Here is a 24,667-nt window from a genome sequence, read left to right on the forward strand (position 1 = left end):
CTGACCTCAGCCAGCTACTGATCCGCGGGCAGCGTGGGAATGATGGGCCACTTGGAGTTGTCCGCAATGCGCAGGTCCTCACGCGGGCACTGCAGCGCACCCGGGGTCTGGTCCACCAGCTGAGGTTCCACCAAGTCTTCGAAACCAGGCGTCAGGATGACATCCACGGACTCGTCCTCACGGTTGTCTTCGAAGTAGTCCGTTCCAGCAAGATTCCGCTGGACGTTGAACGCCGCGGCCTGGCCCTTGACTCCGGAGACCACCACGCCAATGCCAGAGTAAGCGGTATCGCTGTTGTCCACCGAGGCCACCTTGTAGCCACGCGCCGTGAACTGTTCAGCGACCGTGCTGGCCAGCCCGGCGCGCGAGGTGGCATTGAACACGTTGAGGGTGACGGTCTCGTTCGGGACGTAATCGAACGTGGTGCTGGGGCAGAGGCTGGTGGGCGCTTTGCTGGCAATCGAGCTTGGAACTTTGACCACCCCGTTCATGATCGCCCAGGCACCCACGGCTCCGGCCGCTATGACGCCAACCAGCAGTACCAGGACTATTCCGTGGAACAGCCGCCGCCGGAAGCGGCCCTTGTGCGCCTGGGCGTCCTCGGCAAAGGTTGCCCGAAGCTCCGGGCCTGTCACTACATGGTGGCCGTGGAGCTGCGTCACATCTTTGGGACGCCTGCGCTTGCTAGCCATCGATCACCAATACACGTGCGTGAATTGCCGTGCGCTGGTGGAGCGCCGTGCGGACGGCCCTGTGGAGCCCGTCCTCGAGGTACATGACGCCTTGATACTGGACAACGTGCGGGAACAAATCACCGAAGAAGGTTGAGTCCTCAGCCAACAATGCCTCCAGGTCCAGGGTCCGTTTGGTGGTAACGAGTTCATCGAGGCGGATAGGACGCGGGGGCAGGGCAGCCCAGTCCCGCGGCGCAGAGTATCCATGGTCAGGGTACGGGCGTCCCTCGCCCACAGCTTTGAAGATCACTCTGCAAGCCTATGGAAGAAGCCGCCCTAACGGAACTTGTGACCCGCAGCACAGGCACGTTGTAGCCAAAAGGTGACTAACCGTCGTCGCGCGCGTCATAGCTGTGATGGGAACCGCCGGGACTGACAGAATGGGTTCATGACTCAACCGCTGCAAGGTACTGACCGGACCGCTGCCCGCGCTACGCCCGCTCTGGCGTTGCTGCTGGATGTCGATGGCCCTATCGCCAGCCCTGTAACGCGCGACGTCAAGCCGGACATCATCGCGGACATGGTGGCCCTGGCTTCGGCCGGGATCCCCGTCATCTTCAACACGGGCCGCTCTGATGCGTTCATCAGCGAGCAAGTCATGGAACCCATGATTGCCGCTGGCATGCCGGCGGACACTGTCATTCACGCTATTTGCGAGAAGGGCGCCGTATGGTTCAGCTACACAGCGGAAGGCCCTGGCCCCATCCACGTAGACCACGAACTCGCAGTTCCCAAAGCCTACGGCGACGATATCCGCAGGCTCGTGGCAGAGGATTATTCAGCACACATGTTTTTCGATGAGACCAAGCGCGCCATGGTTTCCGTGGAGCAGCACCTGGACGTGGCCAGCGAGGACTACCTGGCGGAGCAGAAACTCTTCGACGCCGATGCCCTGGACATCATGGGACGCCACGGCCTCAACGCCGCCATCCTGGACCACCACGCACCCGAGTCCGATGACACCGCGGACTACCGCCTGGACCCCACCATCATCTCCACCGACATCGAATCGGTCCGGCTGGGCAAGGACCTCGGAGCCAGCCGCGCGGTTGAACTCCTGGCAGCCCAAGGCATTACTCCGCTCTCCTGGCGGACGGTGGGTGATTCCCGCACGGACTACGCCATGGCAGACTGGCTTCACCACAACGATCACGATGTGAAGCACGTGGACGTCCGGCCCGCAGACGGCGTGCCGGTGAAGCCCTACACCATTTTGACGGCAGCCGACCTTGAACTGGCGGATGACGTGATCCACGACGACGCCGGCGGCGCTTTCCTTCGCAGCTGGCGCGAAGCCCTTTCGATCTAAGTTCCATCGCAACCCGCACCCCCACGATCCCGGAGATACAGCCATCACACAAGCACAGGTCGATCCGATTTACCACGGCAGCCCGTCCATCGAAGAGGACACGATTGCTGAGGCGATCTCGCCTGCCGTCGTCGCGCATCTTAAGCACAGGTCCGACGTCGTCCGTCACCGTGGGCGGTACGCCCTGGTCAACGGCGACCTGACTCCGCAACAGGCCATGGTGTCCGATCTTCTGGCTGTCAGGGCCGCTCTGGACGCTGCCGGTATCGATTTCATCCTCGTGCGCGGCAATGATGAGCGGCCCGTTATTGCCGTTGACTGGGAGTCACGCAAGGAGGTTCGCGAGGCACTGGTCACGGCCTTCCGGAATGAGCCTTTCTATTCCATGACCGTGGACGCCAAGAAGAAGACCTCCATGTTGGTGGCGGACGGCGATCTCACGGCTAACCGAAAAGCCCGAATCTTCCGCTTGTACCGGCCGCGTGTCGAGATCGGCGGCGGGCTCTGGTATGGCCCGGCCCTGGGCGTGCAACTTGAGCTGTGGCGGTTCGAGGGCGATCATTTGGAACTCCCCGTGGAGAATTCCCTCACCCGCCGAACCATGCTGCGCCAGGACGCAGTGCGGGGCACAGTCCAACGGCATGGCCTGTCATGGCCCACCATCGAGAACATGTTCGCTGACCATGCCAGCGACATCGACTTCGATATCGACATCGTCTTCTCATGGGTGGACGGCAGTGACCCCGAATACATCGCCAGGAGGCGCGCCCAGCAGGCCGGGGCTGTCCTCGGCGAGGGCGACGACCATGAGGCGCGCTTCCGGCAAATCAACGAGCTGAAGTACGCGCTGCGCTCGGTTCACATGTTCGCGCCCTGGATCCGGCGGATCTTCATCGCCACGGACTCCCCCGCACCGGAATGGCTGGCCGACCACCCGTCGGTCACCATTGTTCGCAGCGAGGAGTTCTTCGCCGACCCCTCCGTGCTGCCCACCCACAATTCGCAGGCCGTAGAGTGCCAACTGCACCACATCAAGGGCCTATCAGAGCACTTCCTGTACTCCAATGACGACATGTTCTTTGGCCGCCCTGTGGGCCCCGACATGTTCTTCACGCCGGGTGGCATTACCAAGTTCATCGAAGCTGACACCCGCATTGGGTTGGGTGAGAATGACGCCGAACGCAGCGGTTTTGAGAACGCAGCCCGTGTGAACCGCAAGCTGCTCTGGGAGCGCTTCGGCCGGATCACCACCCGGCACCTTGAACACACGGCCGCGCCGCTGCGCCGCAGCGTGGTGGCCCAAATGGAGAAGGAATTCCCTGCCGAGTTCGCAAAGACTGCCGGCAGTCGGTTCCGGGCCGCGGACAACATCTCGGTGACCAATTCGTTCTACCACTACTACGCCCTGCTTACCGGTCGCGCGGTCACGCAGACCAGCGCCAAAGTCAGGTACGTGGACTCCACCATGTGGGCCGGACTGCACTACCTGCCAAAGCTCCTGGCCAAGCGCCACATGGACTTCTTCTGCCTGAACGACGGCAGCTTCCCCGAAGTCGAGGCAAATGAACGAGCCGACCTGGTGACCGACTTCCTGGAGAAGTACTTCCCCGTCAAGGCGCCTTGGGAGAAGTAAAGCCGCCGGGAGAAACAAGCGGGAGCGACGAGGTGTGCGTTCCCGGCGAAGTGTGGGCCCCCACCCGGGACTCGTGAGGAATGCGGATACCTGCCGCCGCCAGGCGCTGCTGAACCTCGGCTGCATCCAAGGGCTCGCCAACCGTGACGCCACCGGACATCGGAACCACGGAGTGCACGATCGTGTGCTCGTAGACGTGGATCATGTTGTAGGACTGGGCTCCATCACGGCCGCGCTGCCCGCCGGCGCGCACCGCCAGGTCCTGCGTATAACAGGTAGCTGAGGCGACCGATACCGGGATGCCGGCGAAGCTCGCCGTCGTGGAGTAATGCAGGTGGCCACCCAGGATGGTGCGGACGTCTGTGTTACGGACGACGGCGGCCAGTGCGGCTTGGCCGCGCAGCTCCACCAACACGGCGAGGTCCTGCACGCATGGGACAGGCGGGTGGTGAAGGGCAAGGATGGTGCCGTCCGGGGCTGGCGTGGCAAGTTCAGAGGCCAGCCACTCCAGTTGGGATTCCGACAGTTCGCCGTAGTGATGGCCGGGGACCGTGGTGTCCAGGGTGATGATGCGGAGTCCGTTGACAAAGTAGCTGCGGTCCACGGGATCCTGTGGCTTGCTGGCCGCGGAGGCATCGGCGAACGCTGAACGGAAGTTCGCCCGGTTGTCATGATTGCCCATGGCCCAGATGGCTTTGGCTCCCAGTGACGCGCACAGAGGTTCAATCATCTCGCGGAGTTGCTTGTAGGCTTCCAACTCGCCCTTGTCAGCGAGGTCTCCGGTGAAAATGATGGCCTCTGGCCTGATTCTGGAGGCGATGATTTGCTCGCAGATCTCCCGGAGCCTGGCTGCACTGTCCACCGAGCCGTGGAGCGTGCCCGGACCACCCACCAGGTGAAGATCGCTCAGGTGCAAAAGCACATGACCTGGTTTGGGGTATTCGGCCTCGATGAGCTCCATAGCTTCGCCTTAGCGTTTGGTGGGAGACGGCGCCTCCCGTGTCAATCCAGTAGCTCCAATCCAACCAGACAACAAGCCAACAACTGGCTAACTTCCGGCGGAATGTTGGAAAATTACTTTTCTCCCTTCGGGATTGGTGGTCTTATGCCAGTGCTTCTTCCACTGCTTTTACAAGGTCTTCGGAGTCAGGCTCCACTGCGGATGGGAACCTGGCCACGAGTTCGCCCCCGCGATTTATGACGAACTTCTCGAAGTTCCATTTCACCTTGGCCGGCTGCCCGTCCTCGTCCCGGGCCAGCTTGGCGAACAGGGGATGCTGCTGCTTGCCAAGGACATTGGCTTTGCTGGTCAGCGGGAAGGACACACCAAAGTTACGTTCACAGAACTCGGCAATCTCCTGGTCAGCGCCGGGCTCCTGCCCACCAAACTGGTTGCAGGGCACGCCGAGGATCTCCAAGCCCTGCGCGCGATACTTGCCGTAGAGCTCTTCCAAGCCGGCATATTGACGCGTGTAACCGCATTCTGAAGCGACGTTCACCACCAGGACCGCCTTGCCCTCGAACCGGCCGAAGTCGGCTTCGGTGCCATCGTTGAAGGTGAGGGGAATGCTGTAAAGGCTGGACATGGGATTCGCTTCCTGACGACGTCGTCTGGCGGGTTTGCCGCCATCGAGCTTACGGGAGCTGGCTTGGGGCCGCGAAACGCAGGATCATCCGGCGTTTCACGTGCCGTTAGCGTGTATCCGGTTTAGGGTGCCGGGAGGATGAGCGTGGACAACGGCACGATCACACCATCAGGTCGCTGGACCAGGTCCGGTGCGATCAGGACGTATCCGGGCGGAAGCACGACTACCGGCAGCGCCGTCGGAAGGACGGCAACCGGCGCGGGCGCAGGGGCCACCGGAGGTGCAGGAGCCGGCGGAACAGCCTGGGTAACTACCGGCGCAGGCTCCACGATTGCTGGCGCCGGAGCCGGCACGACTGGCACCGGTTCAACCACTGCTGGCGCCGGAGCCGGCACGACCGGCACTGGTTCAACAACTGCGGGCGCGACCGGAGCTGGTTCCACAATTGCGGGAACGATCGGAGCCGGTTCCACAACTGCGGGCGCGACCGGAGCCGGTTCAACGACTGCCGGCGGCGGCGGGGCAATGGCCGACTGAGGGGCGGGTGCCACCGGGGCCGTCGTCAGCGTCGGTGGGACGGTGCTGGTCTCCGGAGCTGTGGTCGGTGTCGGCGTAGCAGTAGTGGTCGGCGTCGGTGTAGCAGTAGTGGTCGGTGTCGGTGTCGGCGCAGCAGTAGTGGTCGGCGTCGGCGTCGGTGTAGCGGTAGTGGTCGGTGTCGGTGTCGGCGCAGCAGTAGTGGTCGGCGTCGGTGTCGCCGTCACGGAAGGTGAAGGCGTGGGCGTCGTGGTTTGAACCGGCGTCGAGGTGGCTGGCAGTGTGCTTTGAGTTCCACCAGGGTTGCTCGGCGTCGTGGTGGCCAGCGGAGTGGTTCCCGACGGGGCCGGCGGTGGAACAGGAAGCGGTTCGTCGTGTTCGTGCTCTCCACCAATGACAGCCCGGTTGGTTCCATCCGATACAGGAACTGCCCACTGCGGGGTTCCCGAGGCGCCGTTGCCAACACCCGGCTGGTAGTTCACCATGGCGATGGTCTGCAGTGGATCAGTCTGCCGGATGGACAGGAGAGTCCAGTTCGCGGGATCTGTATGGAGACCATTGACGATCGTCTCAAAGTGAAGGTGGCATCCTGTCGACCAGCCTGTGGTCCCAACCTCTGCGATGACCTCGCCCACCCGCACCGATTGGCCTTGGGTCACGCCTATTGCCTGGAGGTGGTTGTACGTGGTGACCAAGCCGTTGCCATGCTCGATTTCAACCCGGTTGCCACCGCCCCACACATGCCATCCCACAGCCCGCACCACGCCGGCGTCTGCGGCATAGACCCGCGTACCGCAGGCGGCTGCGTAGTCTTGGCCCCAGTGGAACTCTCCTGCCAGGCCCGTCAAGGGACTGTAGCGGTAGCCGTAAGACGAGCTCTTATTGAGGACCTCAAGCGGTGAGTAGAGACTGCCGGCGGGGGGCCGGGACAGGCTGGCCGAGGCAACGGTAAGGCCTGTGGAACCGTCCTTGCTGACAGTTCTTACCATGGCGCGGTCGAAGTAGACCATGGGCGTGCCCGGGATTTGCTCTGGGGGCTCCGGCATGGAGTCGATCACCAAAGTCTCGGCATCCGGCGGCACCAGGGTGCCTAGAGCCGTTGGTTCCACTACCCCCTGTGCCAGTGCTCCGCCAACGGAACTGCTGGAGACAGAATTCAAGGGTTGGAAGCCAAACGCAAAGAAAGCCAGGACGGCGAGACTTCCCGCGATGAGAACGCGATGGAAGCCTACGGCGCGGATCAAATCTGCTACCCGGTCTGATTCATGATGCTTGCCCACAAAACACTCCCCAAAGCCAGCGGCACCAAACCCCAGCCTGGCGTGCAAGCACCATTGTTGCGGGAATCATGGGAGAAATAAAGGCTTCCCGGGTGCCATCCACCGAAAGGTTGGCTCAGTTTTGGCTCAAGAGCCTTGAGGTTTGTTTTCGGACGCTAAGAGCCCAGGTTTTCCTTCAGCAGGGCACGGTGTTCGACGGCGGCGTTGGCGTGGAGTGCACGCCCCGCCTCAGTCAGTTCCAAGAAGAGGGAGCGGCGATCGTCTGCGCAGGTTTCGCGGGACACCAGGCCGGCTCTTTCCAGCCGGTCCACCACCTTTGAGACAGCACTCTGGGTCATGGGCGTGCGCTCCCCCAAAGCCTTCATCCGGCACGCAGACTCTTCGCTTTCGGCAACGAGGTCAAGGATTTCGAACTCGTTGAGGCCAATGTCGAACTTCGCTTCGAGGGCGCGGTCTATCGCTCCTGCGGTGCGGAAGTACGAGTTTTGGATGCTGCGCCACTGCTCAACCAGTTGACGGTCACGCGTCGTTGCCATGCTCCGATTCTAGTTCATTACGGCTTTAGAATCCACGTCATAATATTCCACATCATATTCCTTGTCATTGAATGACGTGTCATGTAGATTCAAATCCATGACATCACCCACCACCCTCAAATCCTCAACTGAGCCGCCTTTGGTTTCAGCCGTTCACTGGACGCGCGCCCAGTGGCTGCTGCTCATGGTTGTGTGCACCGTCCTGGCGTTGGACGGGCTGGACGTCTCCATGGTCGGCGTTGCCCTGCCGTCCATCGGACAGGAACTCAACCTGGGAACCGATTCCCTGCAGTGGATCGTTTCGGCCTACGTCCTGGGCTACGGAAGCCTCCTGCTCCTTGGTGGCCGTCTCGCCGATCTGTTGGGCCGGCGTCGAATCTTCCTCATTGCGCTGGCCGTATTCGCCGCAGCGTCGCTCCTTGGCGGGCTGGTGGACGATCCCGCCATCCTGATCGCCACGCGGTTCATCAAGGGACTTGCCGCGGCGTTCACCGCACCCACCGGGTTCTCCATCATCACCACCAACTTCGCCGAAGGCCGCGAGCGCAACAAGGCGCTGTCCATCTTCACCACGTTCGGCGCAAGCGGCTTCTCGCTGGGCCTGGTAGTGGGTGGCCTGATGACCAGCCTTAGCTGGCGTTGGACGTTCCTGGTCTCGGTGCCCATCGCCGTCGTGGTTGTCTTCCTCGGCATGAAGTTCATTCCGAAGGACAAGCCGTCGGCGGAAAACAGCGGGCACGATATTTGGGGCGCCGTGACTCTATCGTTGGGCATGCTCGGCCTTGTGTACACCTTGGTTTCAGCACCGGAGCAGGGCTGGGGATCTGTGGCAACAATCGCCGGATTCGCAGTTTCAATCGCCGTGCTGGCAGCCTTCGCGGTGATCGAGAACAAGGTCAAGCATCCACTGATCCGCTTCAGCATCCTCAAGGAAGGCTGGGTTGCCAGGGCGAATCTCAGCGCGGTGGGACTGTTTGGTTCCTACCTCAGCTTCCAGTTCATCGTCACCATGTACCTGCAGTCCGTGCTGGGCTGGACTCCGCTGGGAATGGCGTTGGCCCTGCTGCCGGCAGGCCTGTTGGTGGCTACGAGTGCGCCGTTTGCGGACCGTCTCATTGAGAAGTTCGGGGCCACGCAACTGATTCTCACCGGGCTCACAGCCCTTGGCCTGGGCTACGTCCTGTTCCTCAGGGTGGGCACCACGCCGAACTACGTGCTGGATATCCTGCCCTCTGTGGTCCTGTTGGGCATCGGCTTCGCGCTGGCTTTCCCGTCCATCAATGTCCAAGCGACCGCCGGGATCAAGGACTCCGAGCAGGGGCTCGCTGCTGGCCTGATCCAGACCAGTACGCAAGTCGGAGCCGCCCTGGTTTTGGCGGTCACCACAGCACTGGTCAGCGGTCACGGCCAGGCCGCCGGAACCGTCAGCGCCCAAACCATGCTGGAACAGTACCGTCCGGGCCTCATCTTGAGTGCCGCCGTCGCCATCGCCGCACTACTGGTGGCAGCTGCACCATCCCGGAGGCGCGTCCGCTCCTAACCAGGCGTTCTTGTTCGTATACAGATCATGCCCTTATGCGTCCGTCATAGGGACATGATCCGTACTAAATCTCCCCTGTACATGGGCGCAATTGCGAGGTCTGATGGGACCTATGAGGAACTACCTCACGGAGTACAGGCACGAACTGCAGCGCACCTTCACCGGAACGTCGGGCACGCCTCCGGAGTGGGTGCCGCGCCTCGCGGAAGGGGACGACGCCGGATATCACCTGCCGGGATCGGCTGTCTGGGCTGTTCACGGCCATGTGGCTACCATCGTGGCCGGGATCCGGGTACTGCTGATGCAGGCCCTGCATCCCGGCGCGCTGGCCGGAGTTTATGAGCACTCAGGCTTCCAAAAAGACCCCCTGGGGCGGCTGGCTAACACGGTCCGATGGATTTTCACGGTGACCTACGGTTCCACGGAGGCCGCCGAAGCTGCGACCGCGCGCGTGCGCAAAATCCACGAGCGCGTCCGGGGAACGTATGTAGACGGCAACGGAGTCCTCCGCGAGTACGCCGCCAACGATCCCGAACTCCTCCGCTGGGTCCACATCACCTACGCAGACTCCTTCATTACCGCCAACCGGATCTGGGGCCGGCCCATCCCAGGTGGGCCCGACGCCTACGTTCGCGAATGGGCAGCGGCCGGACGGCTGATGGGAGTGGAGGACCCGCCATTGACCGAGGCCGAGGTTCAGGAAGAACTTGAACAGTGGTACGCCTCCGGGATACTTCGGGCTGATGAGCGCTTGGCCGAGACGGTGTCGTTCATTCGCTACCCGCCCCTGAGCCCACTCCTCAAACCCGGTTACAGCATCCTCTTCGCAGCCGCAGTCGCAAGCCTTGAACCCAAGTACCGCGAGATGCTCGGTATTCGCCGTGCCGGGATTGGTCCGGTTCCCTTGCCCGTCATCACCGCTGCCGGGGCCGTGCTGGGCATGGTCCGGTTCGCTTTGGGTTCCCACGGTCCGAGCGAGCAGGCTGCCCGGCGGAGGTTGCAGAGGCTCGGCTACGCCGAGGCCTGACGGGCCAGGTCAATCGACAACAATGAAGGCCGGGTAGGTCGGAGCGAATCCGTCCTACCCGGCCTTCGTGGCCAAGCCCTTAGATCAGGTGATCCGACAGGTGGTTCGGGGTGCCGAAGCGGTGGGCGGTGATGGACACAGCCTGCTCGCGGAGGAACGGCAGCATCTCGATCCGGCCGGCCTGAGTCACAGCACCGTGGTAAACCGCGACGTCCGGACGGCCACCCATGGCTGCGCTCAGCGCGGCGAAGTCGCCACCGATCAGGCGGATCCGGCCGGCGTCGAACTTGGCCGCACGGGCCAGCCACGCGGCGTCGTCCTCGATCCGGACGCTGACGCCGAGGTTCGCGAACACGGTCACCACTGCGTCGGGAAGCGCGACGGCGGAGCTCACCTTGAGTGCCGAACCCGCTACGGCACCGGCTGCTACAACGCGGAGCAGTTCAGCGAGCCGCTCGCCTTCGGAGAGCCGGATAGTGACGGGGAGGGAGCGGTAGCGGAAGACGTTGCGCTCTGCGGACAGGGCGGAGACATCCTTGCGCGTGCCGAACTCGGATTCCCAGGCCGCTGCGTCACTGAAGAGTGACTGCTGCAGGGTCTGGAGTTCCTCAGCGGACACGTCGGCGGACTTTGCAGCAGTGAGAATCTGTGCGGCAGCACCCTGAAGCATCGTGCCGCGCTTGGCCTTGGCCTCGGCGGGGAGCCAACTGCCCAGTCCGATCAGGTAGTTCGGTCCACCGGCCTTGGTTCCGGCACCGACTGCCGACTTCTTCCATCCACCGAAAGGCTGGCGCTGGACGATCGCACCGGTGATGCCACGGTTGACGTAAAGGTTTCCGGCCTGGATGGTGTCCAACCAGACGCCCATTTCAGCGGAATCCAGGGAGTGCAGGCCGGCGGTGAGGCCGTACTCGATCTCGTTCTGGATGGCGATGGCTTCCTCGAGGGTCTCTGCGGTCATAACACCCAGGACCGGGCCGAAGAACTCGGTGAGGTGGAAGTAGGAGCCACGCTTGACGCCCGAACGGATGCCCGGGGACCACAAACGTCCTGTTTCGTCGAGTCGCTCGGGCTTGATGGCCCAGGTCTCGCCGTCGCCCAAGGTGGTGAGGGCGTTGAGGAGCTTGCCGTTGGCCTGCTCGATAATCGGTCCCATCTGCGTTGTGGCGTTCTCCGGGTAGCCAACCGTCAGGGAGCGTGCGGCGTCGATCAGCTGGTTATGGAAGCGGGCGCTCTTGGCCACCGAGCCCACCAGGATCACCAGTGATGCGGCCGAGCACTTCTGGCCGGCGTGGCCGAAGGCCGAGTACACAACGTCCTTGGCAGCCAGGTCCAGGTCAGCGCTGGGGGTGACGATAATGGCGTTCTTGCCGGAGGTCTCCGCAAGCAGGGGCAGGTCCTGGCGGAAGGAGCGGAAGAGCTCAGCGGTTTCGTAGCCACCGGTGAGGATGACGCGGTCAACGCTCGGGTGCGAGACCAACTGGGTGCCGAGTTCGCGCTCTTCGAGCTGAACGAGCGCCAGCACTTCCCGCGGTACGCCGGCTTCCCAGAGTGCATCCACCATGACGGAACCGGAGCGTCGGGCCTGCTTTGCAGGCTTGATCACGACGGCGGAGCCTGAGGCGAGCGCTGCGAGCGTAGAGCCTGCGGGGATCGCCACCGGGAAGTTCCACGGCGGTGTCACCACGGTGAGGTTCGCTGGGACGAACGTGGCGCCGTCGACCGTTTCCAGATCCTTGGCGCGCTCGGCGTAGTAATGCGCGAAGTCGATCGCTTCGCTGACCTCGGGATCGCCCTGGTCGATGTTCTTGCCGGTTTCGGAAGCCATAACCTCAAGAAGCTCCGCACGGCGCGCCTCGAGGATGTCGCCGGCACGGTGCAGGATGGCTGCGCGCTCGGCTGCCGGACGGGCACCCCACGCCTTGCCATGGTCCACGGCCGTGGCGATGATGCGGTCCAGTTCACTGGCGTCGGAGACCTTGGTGGACTCCACGATCTTGTTGCCTGCGGTGGAGCCGGGGATGCGCTTGAGGATGTCGCGGCCCCAGGCGCGGTTGGCCGGGAGCGCCGGGTCGGTGTCCGGGGTGTTGCTGAAGCCCTCGAGCGGTGCCGGCTCTGCGGGGAGGCGGCGGTCCTGCTGGCGGTTGGGGCCAGGAACCTCGTCCGTCATTCCGGCGAGAGAATCAAGGAAGCGCTGCTGTTCGCGCTTGAAGAGGGCTTCATTCTCGCTCAGCTCGAAGACTGCGCTCATGAAGTTTTCCTGGCTGGCGCCCTCTTCCAGGCGTCGGATGAGGTAGGCGATGGCGACGTCGAACTCGCCCGGGTGGACCACCGGTGTGTAGAGCAGGAGGCTGCCGACGTCCTTGCGGACTGCGGTGGCCTGGCCGGTAGCCATGCCCAGGAGCATCTCGAATTCAATACCCTTGGTGACGCCCCGCTCCTTGGCGAGCAACCACGCAAAGGCGACATCGAACAGGTTGTGGCCTGCGACCCCGATGCGGACAGCGTCAATGTGTTCCGGGGTGAGGGCGTAGTTGATGACGTTCTTGTAGCTGGTGTCGGAGTCCTGCTTGGTGCCCCAGGTAGCCAGCGGCCAGTCGTGCAGGGAAGCTTCAACCTGCTCCATGGGGAGGTTGGCTCCCTTAACCACGCGGACCTTGATGGGAGCGCCGCCCTGGGCGCGGCGGGCGGTGGCCCACTCCTGGAGTTCCTGCATGGCACCAAGGGCGTCCGGCAGGTAGGCCTGGAGGACGATGCCGGCTTCCAGGTTCTTGAACTCGGGCATGTCCAGGATGCGTTTGAACACCGCGATGGTCATGCTGAGGTCCTTGTATTCCTCCATGTCCAGGTTGATGAACTTGGGCTTGGGGAAGGACGCTGCGAGGCGGTACAGCGGGGTGAGCTTCTCTACAACGTGGTCCACGGCTTCGTCGAAGGCCCACGGGGAGTGCGGTGCCACGGTGGAGGATTCCTTGATGGAAACGTAGTCCACGTCTTCGCGGGCAAGGAGCTTCAGTGTTCCATCCAGGCGGCGCTGCGCTTCGTGTTCGCCCAAGACTGCTTCGCCGAGCAGGTTCACGTTCAGGTGAACGCCGTCCTGGCGGATCTTGGCAATCGCCGGGCCGAGCTTGGCGTCCGTGGCGTCCACAATCAGGTGGCCCACCATTTCGCGAAGCACGCGGCGGGCGATCGGGATGACTACCTGCGGGACGATCGGAGCCATGACGCCACCCACGCGGACAGCGCTGCGCATGTACCACGGGAGGAACTTGGGCACCTTGGGGGCCAGCTCGGCGAGCTTGCGGCCGGCGACCGACAGGTCCTCGGGGCGGATGACGCCGTCGACGAATCCCACAGTGAAGTCAAGGCCGTTCGGGTCCTTCAGGACGCCCGCGAGTCGCTGCGCTGAGACATCGACGGGGATCTTGCTGGCTTCGGTAAGCCAGTGGCGGACCAAGGCGATGGCTTCGTGGGCCAAAGCATCGAACTGCCCGGAATCCTGGGTTTGCGGGGCGGTGGCATCCGGGAGGGTGCTGGTCATGGGGGCTCCTTCTGAGGCGGAGAAGTTTGTTTGTTTCCATCAGTATGGATCTACAATCACGTTAGGAAAAGCGATCTTTTCTGACGAATATTCATTACCCATCCCGAACCTTTGGAGGCCGCCTTGCTGGACGTCCGCAGGCTGCGTTTGCTGCACGAATTGAAGATCCGCGGAACCCTCGCTGAGGTGGCCGATGCAATGCAGTACAGCCCTTCATCGGTGTCCCAGCAGCTGACCTTGCTGGAGAAGGAAGCCGGCGTGGAACTGCTGCGCAAAGCCGGTCGTCGGGTGCAGCTGACTCCGCAGGCGGAGATCCTCGTGGCTCACACCGCTGCGTTGCTGGAGACCTTGGAGCGCGCCGAGACTGAGCTCGCAGCATCGCTCTCCATGGTCACAGGCACTGTCCGGCTCGCCGTCTTCCAGTCCGCCGCGTTGGCGTTGCTTCCGGATTTCCTCAGCATCATGCGCCAGGAGTATCCCGAGGTCCGGGTCGAGATGACGCAGCGCGAGCCCGAGACCGCACTTTACGAAACCTGGGCGCGGGACTTCGATCTTGTGGTGGCGGAGCAATACCCGGGCCACGCCGCCCCGCATCACAGCGGCCTGGACCGCGTCATCCTCACCAGCGACGCCATCCGCCTGGCCACTCCCCCGGTGGGTTTGGGTGGGGAAACTGTTTCTTCGCTTGCGGATACCGCTTCAATGCCGTGGGTCATGGAGCCTCGCGGTGCCGCCTCCAGGCATTGGGCCGAGCAGGCGTGCCGCTCGGCGGGTTTCGAACCGGATGTTCGCTACGAAACGGCCGACCTCCAAGCCCAGATCCGCCTCATTGAATCCGGGAATGCCGTGGCCCTCATGCCGGACCTCGTCTGGACCGGGAGAACCCGCACAGTCCAACTTCTGGACCTCCCGGGCCTTCCGAAGCGAACCGTCTTTACGTCCACCAGAACGGCCGGCCGTATCCATCCTGCAACTGCCGCCTGCCGCGAAGTGCTGGAGAGGGTCGCGGCAAAACAGCAGCAGGATGCCGAGCAGCAGGCTGACGCCGATTAACTTCCGGGAATGCAAAAGGCCCCAGTCCAAGGACTGGGGCCAAACGCGGAGAATGGGGGATTTGAACCCCCGAGGGCGTTAACCCAACACGCGTTCCAGGCGTGCGCCATAGGCCGCTAGGCGAATTCTCCTTGCTTCCGATTCGAAAGCAGATACTACTGTACCTGAGAATTTCGGCATCGTGTAATCGGGCTGAAATGGCTCCCTTGGACAGGCTTGGCGAACTGCTGCTTAACGGAAAAATGGACGCCCCCAACGCGCCCATTCTTGCGGTATCACCGTTGAGCTGCCGGGTCCGGCCCCTCGCTCCCAGGCCTCGCAGCTCACAACCTTGAGATTGCCCCAATCGGTGTACATACCCATGGTCCGCTGCGGTCCCTCGTTTTGCAATGGCTGAGACCTGTTTGTAGCCGAAGTTTATTGACAGGATGTGCTTATGGATCAGCTCCACGCCCTGGTTGCCTACGTTCCTGAGACGCATATCGAGGAAGTCCTCCTGGCCATTGGCGACGCAGGCGCCGGGCGAATCGGCGACTACTCCCACTGCGCCTTTACTTCACCAGGCACTGGCCGCTTCACGCCACTGCCTGGAGCGCGCCCCGTTGTTGGTGAGGTGGGGATCGAGGAGCAGGTGCCCGAAATCCGGGTTGAGTGCGTTGTTCAGGAGGACATGCTCAACGACGTCGTGCGGGCTTTGCGGGCCGCGCACCCTTATGAGGAGCCTGCTTTCACGACGTGGCCGGTGAATGGCTGGCGCTGAGTCTCGCAACACAGCCACCCGCCGTCGAGCCTTATCCACAGCCCTTCCAGCCGATTCGAACCCCAACCCAAGTTCGGGTAAGCTTGTCGACGGCCCCTCATGTGGCGTCATCCTGTTGAACTCCCCCAGGACCGGAAGGTAGCAAGGGTAGATGGGCTCTGGCGGGTGCATGAGGGGTCACTTACTTTAACTGTCAGTCCCTATAGGTAGGTTTCACTTGTGACTGTTACAACTGCCCTGTATCGAAGGTACCGCCCGGACTCTTTCGCGGACGTTATCGGGCAGGAACACGTCACGGAGCCGCTGATGACGGCGCTCCGCAAGAACCGCGTGAACCACGCCTACCTCTTCTCCGGCCCCCGCGGTTGCGGCAAGACCACATCCGCGCGCATCCTTGCACGCTGCCTGAACTGCGCCGAAGGCCCCACTGACACCCCCTGCGGCAAGTGCCCCAGTTGCGTCGAACTCGCACGCGGCGGCTCCGGCTCGCTGGATGTTATCGAGATTGACGCCGCCAGCCACGGTGGCGTGGACGACGCCCGCGATCTCCGCGAGCGCGCAACCTTCGCCCCGGTCCGGGACCGCTACAAGATCTTCATCATTGACGAGGCCCACATGGTCACGTCCGCCGGCTTCAACGCGCTCCTCAAAATCGTCGAAGAGCCGCCGGAACACATCAAGTTCATCTTCGCCACCACCGAGCCGGACAAGGTGATCGGGACCATCCGCTCCCGTACGCACCACTACCCCTTCCGGTTGGTGCCGCCGGAGCCGCTCATGCAGTACCTCGAGCTCCTTTGCCAGCAGGAGAACGTTCCTGTGGCTCCCGGCGTGCTCTCGCTCGTCATCCGCGCAGGTGGCGGTTCCGTTCGTGACACCCTGTCCGTCCTGGACCAGCTCATGGCCGGCGCCGGTCCCAACGGCTTGGACTACGAGCTCGCTGTTGCGTTGCTCGGCTACACGCATGCTTCCTTGCTGGATGACATCGTGGACGCCGTTGCTGCAGCGGATGCCGCCACTGTGTTCCGTGCCGTGGACCGCGTCATCCAGACCGGTCACGATCCCCGGCGCTTCGTCGAAGACCTCTTGGAACGATTCCGCGACCTCATCATCGTCCAGGCGATGCCCGAGAGCGCACAGGCCATTCTTCGCGGCATGCCCGCAGACCAGATCGCCCGGATGCGCAATCAGGCAACCAATCTGGGCGCGGCGGAGCTATCCCGGGCCGCGGATGTCACCAACACGGCGCTCACCGAGATGACCGGTGCTACGTCGCCGCGCCTTCACCTTGAACTGCTGTGCGCACGCATCCTCCTGCCCAGCGCCGAGCAGACCGAACGTGGCATCGCGGCACGCATCGACCGCGTGGAACGTCGCCTGAATTACACGGGCGACGGCGGCGGCCCGGCTGTGGCTGCTGCCCCACCGGTCCCTGCGGCTACTACGCCGCCAGCACCTACAGTGCATGCACAAGCAGAAACTCCGGCTGTCACGGCTGCCCCGGCGGCACCCGCTCCGGAGCCGTCCTCTGCTCATCCGTCCTCTGACGCTGGTTCGCGGGACGCCATCACGGCACCTCGTGTGTCCACCAGTGATTGGCCCGTCGAAGACCGTCCGGCTGCCAGTCGCTCGCAGCAGGCTGCCTCATCCCAAACAGCTCAGTCTGAGCCGAAGCCTGTTCAAGCTCCACAACAGCAGACCCAGCCTGTTCACGCCCCTACGGCCTCGCCGGCAACCCCTTCCACTGACGCTGTTCGTCCAGGGCACGCGTCCCCTTCCGCGGAGGCCGCGCCGCACGCACAAGCTGCAGCAGCCCATCAAGCGCCTGCACCCCAACAGGCACCCGTCGAAGCTCCCCAGACTGGTGCTGCTCCGGTGCCAGCTCCCGGAGGCGCCGGCGATGTGGAAGCATTACGCCGGGCCTGGCCGGATGTCCTGCAGACGCTGACCAAGATCAAGCGCAGCACTTGGGCGCTGGTTGAACCGAATGCCCAAGTGGCACAGTTTGACGGACAGGTACTGACGCTCGCCTTCACAACAGGTGGCCTCGCCGGTGCGTTCGGACGTGCGGATCACTCCGAGAACCTTCGGCAGGCGATTCATAAGACCATCGGTATCGATTGCCAGATCGTCGCAGTGGCCGGCGGCAACAGCTCAGCGAGCTCTGAGCCAAACCCAAAAGCACCTACTAGCCGGGAAGCTCCGGCTGCTGCATCATCAGCGAGCGGCCCTGCGTCGGCTGGTGGTGGATCACCCAAGGCAACAGCCACAGGTGTCGCGTCAGCGCCTGCGGAAACAGCTTTCGCGCCGGCACCGGTGTCAGCCGTCGACTCCGCATGGGGTCTCGCACCGGCTGCCGCACCCGTAGCTCCTCCCGCGGCCGCACCGGCTGCCGCACCCGTAGCTTCCCCCGCAGCCGCACCGGCTGCCGCACCCGTAGCTTCCCCCGCGGCCGCAGCGACCGTAGCTTCTCCCGCCCCAGTTGCACCGGCACCCGCACCGGCCGCCCCAACTCCCGCCTCAACTCCGGCCGCACCGCCGGTGTCCGAGCCTTCCGGCGACTACTCATACCCTGACGACGATTGGGGTCCGCCGCTCGATGAGGATGCGCCGCCGCTGGATGAAGAGCCTCCTGCGGACTGGGAGCCACCGGCCGGCTACAGCCACACGAGTTCCCAAGCGGCCACTGCAGTGGACGGCCAGTCCTTCCCAAAGCGCCAGCCGTCGGCGGCAGGCGTCGCACCGGTCGAGCAAGCATTAGTGGCATCCTCCACGTCGGCCACAACGTCGGCCGCCCCGGCGAACAGCACCACAGCTAAGGTTTCCGACGATCCGTGGTCGCGCGCAGTCGAGCAGGCGCCCGGAACCTGGGTTGTAGGCACGGAGTCCAACGTGGGCAAGCAACCTGCGCAGGATGTCGAAGTAAGCGCGCCAGCAACGAACACTCCGGACTACGAACCGGCCGCGGCGCAAGCACCGGCGCCGGCAACAACGTCCGGAACCTACGGTCACCCCACCAATGCCGAGGAGAACCCGAGCTCCAGCTGGGACGTCGCACCGGCGTCGAGTTGGCCTGGAACGCAACAAGCAGCCGCCCCGGCGGCCTGGCCGTCTCTGGCGACTCAACCCGAGGAAGCGCACGGCTCCGTTGCCACGCTCGAGGAGGCTGCGCCGTCGGGCAGTCCACATGGTCGTCAGAGCCTGTATCAGCGGTTGACCAACAGCCCCGAAGCCCAAGCGGGCCGTGTCCAGGCACCGGTGCGGACCCAGGCGAAGCCAGAGTCAGTCGCGGAGGACATTCCCAGTCCGGAAGATGAAACCATCGAGGAATCCCGCGTCTTTGGGCGCGCCGCGGTGGAGCGTATTCTGGGCGGAAAGCTGATCGAAGAGCGCGCCTTGGACGGTTCTCCCCTTCAACCCCGCTGACCCCAGCATTGATTTCAACCTAACGAGGACATTGTGTACGAAGGTGCAGTTCAAGAGCTGATTGATGAGCTCGGCCGGCTTCCCGGTGTGGGCCCCAAATCAGCGCAGCGCCTGGCGTTCCACATCCTTGAGGCGGACCCCGAGGACATGAAGCGCCTGGTAACGGCCATCACCACGGTCAAGGAACGCGTGAAGTTCTGCAGCGTCTGCTTCAACGTGACAGAGCAGGAAACGTGCAACATCTGTCGCGACCAGCGCCGGGATCCGTCGGTCATTTGTGTGGTTGAGGAGTCAAAGGACGTGTTGGCCGTCGAGCGCACCCGGTCCTTCCGTGGCCGCTATCACGTGCTGGGCGGGGCCATTAACCCCATTGCGGGCATCGGTCCGGAACAGTTGCGCATCCGCGAACTCCTCACACGCCTCAACGACGGCGCTATCCAGGAAATCATCATCGCTACGGACCCCAACCTCGAGGGCGAAGCTACGGCAACCTACCTCGCCCGCATGCTCAAGTCGATCGGAATCACCGTAACGCGCTTGGCATCGGGCCTGCCCGTGGGTGGAGACCTTGAATACGCCGATGAAGTCACCTTGGGCCGCGCTTTCGAGGGCAGGCGGAACGCCCTCTTGTAATCCCGCAATCACAACATCAACCACCTTGGGGGTCCCGTGCGAGAGCTTGTGTACTACGTTGCTGTGAGCCTTGACGGCTATATTGCCGGCCCAGGGGGCGAATTCGACGCGTTTCCTGTGGAGGGCGACCACATGACCGCGCAGAATCAACGCTTCCCTGACGCCATCCCTACCGTGATTGCGGACGCCATGGGCATCCAACGGAACGGGACAATGTTCGACACGGTGGTGATGGGTTGGAATACCTACGCCGTGGGCCTTCCGGCGGGCATGACCAGCCCGTACCAGCACCTCGAACAAATAGTGTTTTCCCGGACGCGCACCGAGGCGGACATCCCGGGCGAGCACCCGAATTTGACGCTTACCGATGAAAGCCCGGTAGACGTTGTGCGGCGGTTGAAGTCCCGGCCCGGGAAGTCGATTTGGCTCTGTGGCGGCGGGCACCTGGCAACGCAGCTCGCAGGTGAGATCGACCGGCTTGTACTCAAACGCAGCCCGCTGCTCTTTGGTAACGGGGTCCCGCTCTTCGCGCCCGGCACCTACCAGCCCAGCGCCTTCAGCGAGGTGTCGACGACGGCCTTCGGCTCAGGCGTCGTAATTTCCGAGTACGTGCGCCAGCCGTTTAGCCAGAACCCGAACTAGCCCGCAGCCTCCGTAAAGCCAGCCGATGCGCCGCAGCAAGCACCAACGCGGCCACGACGGCTTGAAGTGCGAGTCCGGTGACTGAAACGGGCATCGATGGCGCAAACCCCTGGCTCGATTCCCCGCCGATGCACTGGACCTCGCGTGATGGGCCGTCGGCAGCCCACTGCAGTCCTGATAGTACCCAGCGCAGGTCATTTTCTGCGGGAATGAAGTCCGCACCGACGCTTCCCAGAAGCAGCGCTGGATTGGACGCGGCCAGCCAAGCTATCCGGTCCGTATGCTGAACTTGCACCGTGCGAAGGTCGCCAACACACAGGTAGGAGATTGTCCTTCCGGAGTCGTCCCGTTCGACGTTGACGGGCACCGAAACCTGAGCTGTTCCCGCGGTTGCAGGAAGCAGCAGGATGGTTACCGCCACATTGCCGATGCAAAGGAAAACCACCAACAGAACCGCCAAAGCCACGCCGGGAGTTGCCTTGGCGAAGCATCTCCGCGAACCGGCACCGATCAGCCCGAATAGCGCTACTTCAAGAACAATGACGACGACGGCGGCTCCGGCCAGCGCCATGGGCCCGCCGACGCTGAGGGCCACCATGAGCAAGCCACCGCACGCGACGGCGGCCAGGGCCACACCCCGCAGGGCTCCTGACAGCAGCAGAACAGGGATGCTTCCCTTCGTATGCCGGAAGCCCCAACCGGCCCCCAACACCGCTGCCACGAGTGCCAGGATAGCCGCCATGACCAGGTAGGTGGCACTTGCATCGCCGGTCTCGAACCAACCATTGGATTCTGCCCACGCAACCAAGGCTGTGGCCATCCCCCATGCGAGAGCAGTCCCCAGTGCGCAGGCCAGCCAGAACCACCACGAGGTGAAGGACGTCCGGGTGTTCTGCCATGCCTCGCCCGCAGTCACCTTAAACGTTCCGGGGGCGCGCGGCGGCCCCGAATCCGCCTTCCGGGCAGTGCTGGACGGATGATCGTCAATCACGCCGCCGATCACTTCGTATTCGGGTTCATTCCGCCCCTGAGCCGAACCGCCCGTGTGGTCAGGTAAGCCGGCCATCGCCACTCGCAAACCTCATGAAGTGGATGGTACGCCGGGCGGTCATGCGCTCTCTAGTTCGATGCGGCGTTATCTGCTGCCTGCCGCAGTTTCACGGAATCCGGGAAGTACTCCAGCGTCATGGGAATGTGGGGGTGTGGATGGTTCAAGAACCATTCATAGGCGTGGTCATCGGATGCTTTCCACCAAGGCTTCGGAAGTCCCGTGAGTTTCCGAGCCTTCCTCCCCAGCCATTCTTCCTTGACGTTAAAACAGCATTGGAGGAAGGCGAAGCCAAAGATGAGCCCAAAAAACACCATGATCAGGGCCGTGATCTGCAGGTTGATCAAGAGGACAAGCGCAAGAATCAGGCAGGCCAGCGCAACTGGCGCCATCAGAATCGTTAGTGCCAGACTGAAATAGAAGGAGCGGATCAAGTTGTAGTCGCCGCCGCCGGAACTCGCACCGATGCCCCACTCTTCCTTCGTGTACGCAAAGAGGGTCTTACCTCTCATGGCGTACCCGTAGTAGTACGGACGGTTCAGCACCCGGTTGAGGTGTTCCTTCTCCTTCGCATCCACGGACAATAATCCTAGCCTCCGGAGTAAGCCCCGATTTCACGAATTCAGGGCGAGATCCCAGCTGAACGTGCCACCATGGCTCATGGTCTCCAGTCGTGGTTTTTCCGGCGTCTTTCGGCGCCCCCGTCCCATCAAACCGGGCCCCGGTCAGGAATCGGTGTGGGACTATCCGCGCCCGCCGAGGATCGAAGCACGCTCGGAACGGGTCGTGGTGCGGCTTGGCGGTCAGGTGATTGTGGACACCACCAAAGCTGTGCGGGTCCTGGAGACCAGTCATCCGCCTGTCTACTACGTGCCGTTGGATGCCTTCCGGAGCGGTGTGCTGGTCCCTGTTGGGGGCACCACTTTCTGCGAGTTCAAGGGCGAAGCGAGCTATTTCGACGTCGTTGCCGGCGGCGTCGCCGTATCCCGTGGCGGGTGGACCTACCCGAAACCGACCCGAGGTTTCGAGGCCCTCAGCGGCCGGGTGGCCCTGTACCCGGAGCATATGGATTCCTGCGAGATTGACGGCGAGCAGGTGACCTTCCAGGAAGGAAACTTCTACGGCGGGTGGATCACCCACCAGATCGTGGGTCCGTTCAAGGGCGGCACGGGCACTGCAGGGTGGTAGTGAGAGCGTATGGCCGCTATGTGGTCACAATTCCTACCAGCCCTGCACGCGGCGATAAACTGGGCAAATAAGCTACGCAGGTGTGCTCCAATTTGGATTCAGCACGCCGCGTTCGAACCCTATTGATGCAGTGAGGGTGCGCGCATGACTATGCCCACTACCGAAGTGAAAATCGAAGAGCTCTCCAACGAGGCTGCCTTTACCAAGCAGCTGATCGTTCAAAAGTTCGGCGGTTCCTCGGTTGCCGATGCTGATGGCATCAAGCGGGTCGCACAGCGCGTCGTGGATGCGCAGAAGGCCGGCAACGAGGTTGTGGTTGTTGTCTCCGCAATGGGCGACACCACTGACGAACTCCTGGATCTCGCAAGCCAGGTCACCGATTCAGCTCCCGCCCGCGAAATGGACATGCTTTTGTCCGCGGGTGAGCGAATTTCCATGGCCCTGCTCGCCATGGCCATCAACAAATTCGGCGCTTCCGCGCAGTCCTTCACCGGTTCCCAGGCCGGCATGATTACCGACGGCATTCACGGCAAGGCCAGGATTATCGACGTCGACCCCCACCGCATCCGCACTGCCCTGGACAAGGGACATATCGCGATCGTGGCAGGCTTCCAGGGCATGAGCCGCAGCACTAACGAGATCACCACCTTGGGCCGAGGCGGCTCCGACACTACCGCTGTCGCTCTGGCCGCCGCACTTGAGGCTGATGTCTGCGAAATCTACACAGACGTGGACGGCATCTACACGGCCGATCCCCGCGTTGTGAGCTCCGCCCAGAAGATCGACCGTATCTCCAGCGAAGAAATGCTGGAATTGGCCGCCTCCGGTGCCAAGATCCTGCACCTGCGGTGCGTGGAGTACGCACGCCGTTTCGGTGTGCCGCTGCACGTCCGCTCGTCATTCAGCCAGAACGAAGGCACTTGGGTCATCCCCGGGGCCGACGAAAAGTTCACTATTTCAGAGGGAGTTGCCTTGGAGCAGCCAATCATCTCCGGCGTTGCACACGACCGGTCCGAAGCCAAGGTCACAGTAGTGGGCGTACCGGACATTCCCGGCAAGGCAGCTGCAATTTTCCAGGTGATCGCAGACGCGCACTCGAACATCGACATGATCGTCCAGAACGTCTCTACCCACGGCACCGGCCGGACGGACATTTCGTTCACCCTGCCCATCGTCGAAGGCGCGGACGCCCTTGCGGCCTTGCGTGCAGCTGAAGGCCAGATCGGCTTCGAGAGCATTGAATACAACGAGCACGTTGGCAAGCTTTCCCTGATCGGCGCCGGCATGCGTTCGCACCCCGGCGTTTCGGCCACGTTCTTCAAGGCCCTCTCCGACGCCGGAATCAACATCGACATGATCTCCACCTCGGAAATCCGCATCTCCGTGGTCACCAGCGCTGACGCCCTGGACGATGCCGTGCGCGCTATCCACAATGCGTTCGAGCTCGACGGCGACGCTGAGGCTACCGTCTACGGCGGCACCGGCCGCTAGGATCACCCCCGGGCAACGCCCCAACTAAGTAGCACATAAGGCCGTTCTGAGCTCTCAGAACGGCCTTATGTGCTACTTAGTTGGGTGAGCCGGCGCCAGGAGGACTTCCACCAGTTGCGTCAGCCCCTCTGCCATATCCACGGATTTGTCGTAGAGCCACTGCAACTGCAAACCATCGAAGGCAGCCACCACCAGCCTCGCGAGTGCTTCAGCCCCGACGTCGGTCCGTACCTCGCCTGCCTTCTGTCGCCGCTCGATGTCCACGGCGACGTCCCGCACTACTGTTTCGTAGCGCTCTTTGAAGTACATGTGGGAGGCATGCCCGGGATCGTTGGCCGTGGCGGAGGCCACCGCGTAAAGCGTGGTCAGGCCGGGCTCGTTGCGGTTCCGCTCAGCGATGCCGGGCAAGAGGCTCAAGCCCACCTCGGACTCGCCACCAACTGCAAGTGACCGGCGATCCCTTTCCGCCAGGACTGCAGTCAGTAGTTCCTGCTTGCCCTTGAAATAGTGGAACAGGGTGGCTTCCTTGACGCCTACCAGTTCGGCGACGCGCTTGAGGGCAGTGCCTTCAAAGCCCTCAGTGGCAAAAACATCAGTAGCCGTCTGGATTATTTGTTCGCGGCGTTCGGCGCCCTTGGCGTACTGGCCGCGGGCCCTGGGTGTTGACATCCGTTCAGTCTATTTGAAGGTTCAAAAATCGAGCATC

At 63.0% G+C, this 24,667-nt stretch carries 21 protein-coding genes, 1 tRNA gene and 1 other RNA gene; 12 read left to right on the plus strand and 11 right to left on the minus strand.

What is annotated here, in order from left to right:
• Positions 1-14: 14 nt before the first annotated feature.
• Both ACIQTW_RS09900 and ACIQTW_RS09905 read right to left on the minus strand, forming a co-directional pair.
• Positions 15-662, minus strand: coding sequence for a LytR C-terminal domain-containing protein (locus ACIQTW_RS09900; protein WP_402936610.1), 648 nt, complete (start codon positions 660-662; stop codon positions 15-17).
• Between the two features lie 22 nt (positions 663-684).
• A complete protein-coding gene (locus ACIQTW_RS09905; RefSeq protein ID WP_011773432.1) occupies positions 685-984 on the minus strand; it encodes a type II toxin-antitoxin system VapB family antitoxin in 300 nt (99 codons plus the stop codon).
• A gap of 138 nt (positions 985-1,122) precedes the next feature.
• On the opposite strand from ACIQTW_RS09905, the gene ACIQTW_RS09910 reads away from it, so the two are divergent.
• Positions 1,123-2,043 (plus strand): hypothetical protein, encoded by a 921-nt coding sequence (locus ACIQTW_RS09910; protein ID WP_402936612.1) that lies wholly within the window; start codon positions 1,123-1,125, stop codon positions 2,041-2,043.
• A 217-nt stretch (positions 2,044-2,260) separates the two neighbouring features.
• On the plus strand, positions 2,261-3,676 hold the full coding sequence (locus tag ACIQTW_RS09915) for a stealth family protein (RefSeq protein WP_402936614.1): 1,416 nt from the start codon (positions 2,261-2,263) through the stop codon (positions 3,674-3,676).
• Here ACIQTW_RS09915 and ACIQTW_RS09920 read toward each other — a convergent pair.
• The 4 genes from ACIQTW_RS09920 to ACIQTW_RS09935 all read right to left on the minus strand — a co-directional run bounded on the left by ACIQTW_RS09920 (position 3,654) and on the right by ACIQTW_RS09935 (position 7,612).
• Complete coding sequence (locus ACIQTW_RS09920; protein WP_402936616.1) at positions 3,654-4,637, minus strand: phosphodiesterase; 984 nt, start codon at positions 4,635-4,637, stop codon at positions 3,654-3,656. The two genes, ACIQTW_RS09915 and ACIQTW_RS09920, sit on opposite strands and share 23 nt — an antisense overlap.
• A 142-nt stretch (positions 4,638-4,779) precedes the next feature.
• Positions 4,780-5,262: a glutathione peroxidase gene (locus tag ACIQTW_RS09925; RefSeq protein ID WP_402936618.1), complete on the minus strand. Its 483-nt coding sequence runs from the start codon at positions 5,260-5,262 to the stop codon at positions 4,780-4,782.
• Positions 5,263-5,384: 122 nt separating this feature from the next.
• Positions 5,385-7,076, minus strand: coding sequence for a M23 family metallopeptidase (locus ACIQTW_RS09930; protein WP_402936620.1), 1,692 nt, complete (start codon positions 7,074-7,076; stop codon positions 5,385-5,387).
• Between the two features lie 155 nt (positions 7,077-7,231).
• A complete protein-coding gene (locus tag ACIQTW_RS09935) occupies positions 7,232-7,612 on the minus strand; it encodes a MarR family winged helix-turn-helix transcriptional regulator (protein ID WP_402936622.1) in 381 nt (126 codons plus the stop codon).
• Positions 7,613-7,709: 97 nt separating this feature from the next.
• On the opposite strand from ACIQTW_RS09935, the gene ACIQTW_RS09940 reads away from it, so the two are divergent.
• Together ACIQTW_RS09940 and ACIQTW_RS09945 are read left to right on the plus strand one after the other, a co-directional pair.
• The gene (locus ACIQTW_RS09940; protein ID WP_402936624.1) at positions 7,710-9,152 is read left to right on the plus strand and encodes an MFS transporter; all 1,443 of its coding nucleotides are present in this window, start codon (positions 7,710-7,712) and stop codon (positions 9,150-9,152) included.
• Between the two features lie 103 nt (positions 9,153-9,255).
• Positions 9,256-10,179: an oxygenase MpaB family protein gene (locus ACIQTW_RS09945; protein ID WP_402936626.1), complete on the plus strand. Its 924-nt coding sequence runs from the start codon at positions 9,256-9,258 to the stop codon at positions 10,177-10,179.
• 79 nt (positions 10,180-10,258) lie between these two features.
• On the opposite strand, the gene ACIQTW_RS09950 is transcribed toward ACIQTW_RS09945, so the two are convergent.
• Positions 10,259-13,720, minus strand: coding sequence for a bifunctional proline dehydrogenase/L-glutamate gamma-semialdehyde dehydrogenase (locus ACIQTW_RS09950; RefSeq protein ID WP_402936628.1), 3,462 nt, complete (start codon positions 13,718-13,720; stop codon positions 10,259-10,261).
• A 123-nt stretch (positions 13,721-13,843) separates the two neighbouring features.
• Between ACIQTW_RS09950 and ACIQTW_RS09955 the strand changes: the two genes are divergently transcribed.
• Positions 13,844-14,773: a LysR family transcriptional regulator gene (locus ACIQTW_RS09955; protein WP_402936630.1), complete on the plus strand. Its 930-nt coding sequence runs from the start codon at positions 13,844-13,846 to the stop codon at positions 14,771-14,773.
• 46 nt (positions 14,774-14,819) lie between these two features.
• On the opposite strand, the gene ACIQTW_RS09960 is transcribed toward ACIQTW_RS09955, so the two are convergent.
• Positions 14,820-14,904: transfer RNA gene (locus tag ACIQTW_RS09960), tRNA-Ser, on the minus strand.
• Positions 14,905-15,209: 305 nt separating this feature from the next.
• Between ACIQTW_RS09960 and ACIQTW_RS09965 the strand changes: the two genes are divergently transcribed.
• From ACIQTW_RS09965 to ACIQTW_RS09985, 5 genes are all read left to right on the plus strand, one after another.
• The gene (locus ACIQTW_RS09965; protein WP_402936632.1) at positions 15,210-15,533 is read left to right on the plus strand and encodes a hypothetical protein; all 324 of its coding nucleotides are present in this window, start codon (positions 15,210-15,212) and stop codon (positions 15,531-15,533) included.
• An 88-nt stretch (positions 15,534-15,621) separates the two neighbouring features.
• Positions 15,622-15,718, plus strand: an RNA gene (gene ffs, locus ACIQTW_RS09970) — signal recognition particle sRNA small type.
• A gap of 34 nt (positions 15,719-15,752) precedes the next feature.
• The gene (locus tag ACIQTW_RS09975) at positions 15,753-18,959 is read left to right on the plus strand and encodes a DNA polymerase III subunit gamma and tau (protein WP_402936634.1); all 3,207 of its coding nucleotides are present in this window, start codon (positions 15,753-15,755) and stop codon (positions 18,957-18,959) included.
• 33 nt (positions 18,960-18,992) lie between these two features.
• Positions 18,993-19,592 carry a recombination mediator RecR gene (recR, locus tag ACIQTW_RS09980; protein ID WP_017198356.1) on the plus strand — a complete coding sequence of 200 codons (600 nt, stop codon included), beginning with the start codon at positions 18,993-18,995 and terminating at the stop codon, positions 19,590-19,592.
• Between the two features lie 36 nt (positions 19,593-19,628).
• A complete protein-coding gene (locus tag ACIQTW_RS09985) occupies positions 19,629-20,234 on the plus strand; it encodes a dihydrofolate reductase family protein (RefSeq protein ID WP_402936637.1) in 606 nt (201 codons plus the stop codon).
• On the opposite strand, the gene ACIQTW_RS09990 is transcribed toward ACIQTW_RS09985, so the two are convergent.
• Together ACIQTW_RS09990 and ACIQTW_RS09995 are read right to left on the minus strand one after the other, a co-directional pair.
• On the minus strand, positions 20,215-21,300 hold the full coding sequence (locus ACIQTW_RS09990; RefSeq protein WP_402936639.1) for a hypothetical protein: 1,086 nt from the start codon (positions 21,298-21,300) through the stop codon (positions 20,215-20,217). The genes ACIQTW_RS09985 and ACIQTW_RS09990 overlap by 20 nt on opposite strands.
• 53 nt (positions 21,301-21,353) lie before the next feature.
• Complete coding sequence (locus tag ACIQTW_RS09995; RefSeq protein ID WP_402936641.1) at positions 21,354-21,860, minus strand: hypothetical protein; 507 nt, start codon at positions 21,858-21,860, stop codon at positions 21,354-21,356.
• A gap of 82 nt (positions 21,861-21,942) precedes the next feature.
• Here ACIQTW_RS09995 and ACIQTW_RS10000 point away from each other — a divergent pair, with 82 nt between their 5' ends.
• Together ACIQTW_RS10000 and ACIQTW_RS10005 are read left to right on the plus strand one after the other, a co-directional pair.
• Positions 21,943-22,470, plus strand: coding sequence for a DUF427 domain-containing protein (locus ACIQTW_RS10000; RefSeq protein WP_402936643.1), 528 nt, complete (start codon positions 21,943-21,945; stop codon positions 22,468-22,470).
• Between the two features lie 144 nt (positions 22,471-22,614).
• Positions 22,615-23,961, plus strand: coding sequence for an aspartate kinase (locus ACIQTW_RS10005; RefSeq protein WP_402936645.1), 1,347 nt, complete (start codon positions 22,615-22,617; stop codon positions 23,959-23,961).
• A 72-nt stretch (positions 23,962-24,033) separates the two neighbouring features.
• Here ACIQTW_RS10005 and ACIQTW_RS10010 read toward each other — a convergent pair whose 3' ends face one another.
• Positions 24,034-24,630 (minus strand): TetR/AcrR family transcriptional regulator, encoded by a 597-nt coding sequence (locus tag ACIQTW_RS10010; protein WP_402936647.1) that lies wholly within the window; start codon positions 24,628-24,630, stop codon positions 24,034-24,036.
• Between the last annotated feature and the right edge of the window lie 37 nt (positions 24,631-24,667).

This window comes from Paenarthrobacter sp. NPDC090517 (genome assembly GCF_044769165.1).
Classification (GTDB): domain Bacteria; phylum Actinomycetota; class Actinomycetes; order Actinomycetales; family Micrococcaceae; genus Arthrobacter.

What these genes read in the sequence shown, in the direction of transcription:
- ACIQTW_RS09910 (WP_402936612.1), top strand. Translation starts at nt 1,123, where the DNA reads ATGACTCAACCGCTGCAAGGTACTGACCGGACCGCTGCCCGCGCTACG.
- ACIQTW_RS09915 (WP_402936614.1), top strand. Translation starts at nt 2,261, where the DNA reads ATGGTGTCCGATCTTCTGGCTGTCAGGGCCGCTCTGGACGCTGCCGGT.
- ACIQTW_RS09920 (WP_402936616.1), bottom strand. Translation starts at nt 4,637, where the DNA reads ATGGAGCTCATCGAGGCCGAATACCCCAAACCAGGTCATGTGCTTTTG.
- ACIQTW_RS09925 (WP_402936618.1), bottom strand. Translation starts at nt 5,262, where the DNA reads ATGTCCAGCCTTTACAGCATTCCCCTCACCTTCAACGATGGCACCGAA.
- ACIQTW_RS09935 (WP_402936622.1), bottom strand. Translation starts at nt 7,612, where the DNA reads ATGGCAACGACGCGTGACCGTCAACTGGTTGAGCAGTGGCGCAGCATC.
- ACIQTW_RS09940 (WP_402936624.1), top strand. Translation starts at nt 7,710, where the DNA reads ATGACATCACCCACCACCCTCAAATCCTCAACTGAGCCGCCTTTGGTT.
- ACIQTW_RS09945 (WP_402936626.1), top strand. Translation starts at nt 9,256, where the DNA reads ATGGGACCTATGAGGAACTACCTCACGGAGTACAGGCACGAACTGCAG.
- ACIQTW_RS09950 (WP_402936628.1), bottom strand. Translation starts at nt 13,720, where the DNA reads ATGACCAGCACCCTCCCGGATGCCACCGCCCCGCAAACCCAGGATTCC.
- ACIQTW_RS09965 (WP_402936632.1), top strand. Translation starts at nt 15,210, where the DNA reads ATGGATCAGCTCCACGCCCTGGTTGCCTACGTTCCTGAGACGCATATC.
- ACIQTW_RS09990 (WP_402936639.1), bottom strand. Translation starts at nt 21,300, where the DNA reads ATGGCCGGCTTACCTGACCACACGGGCGGTTCGGCTCAGGGGCGGAAT.
- ACIQTW_RS10000 (WP_402936643.1), top strand. Translation starts at nt 21,943, where the DNA reads ATGGTCTCCAGTCGTGGTTTTTCCGGCGTCTTTCGGCGCCCCCGTCCC.
- ACIQTW_RS10005 (WP_402936645.1), top strand. Translation starts at nt 22,615, where the DNA reads ATGACTATGCCCACTACCGAAGTGAAAATCGAAGAGCTCTCCAACGAG.
- ACIQTW_RS10010 (WP_402936647.1), bottom strand. Translation starts at nt 24,630, where the DNA reads ATGTCAACACCCAGGGCCCGCGGCCAGTACGCCAAGGGCGCCGAACGC.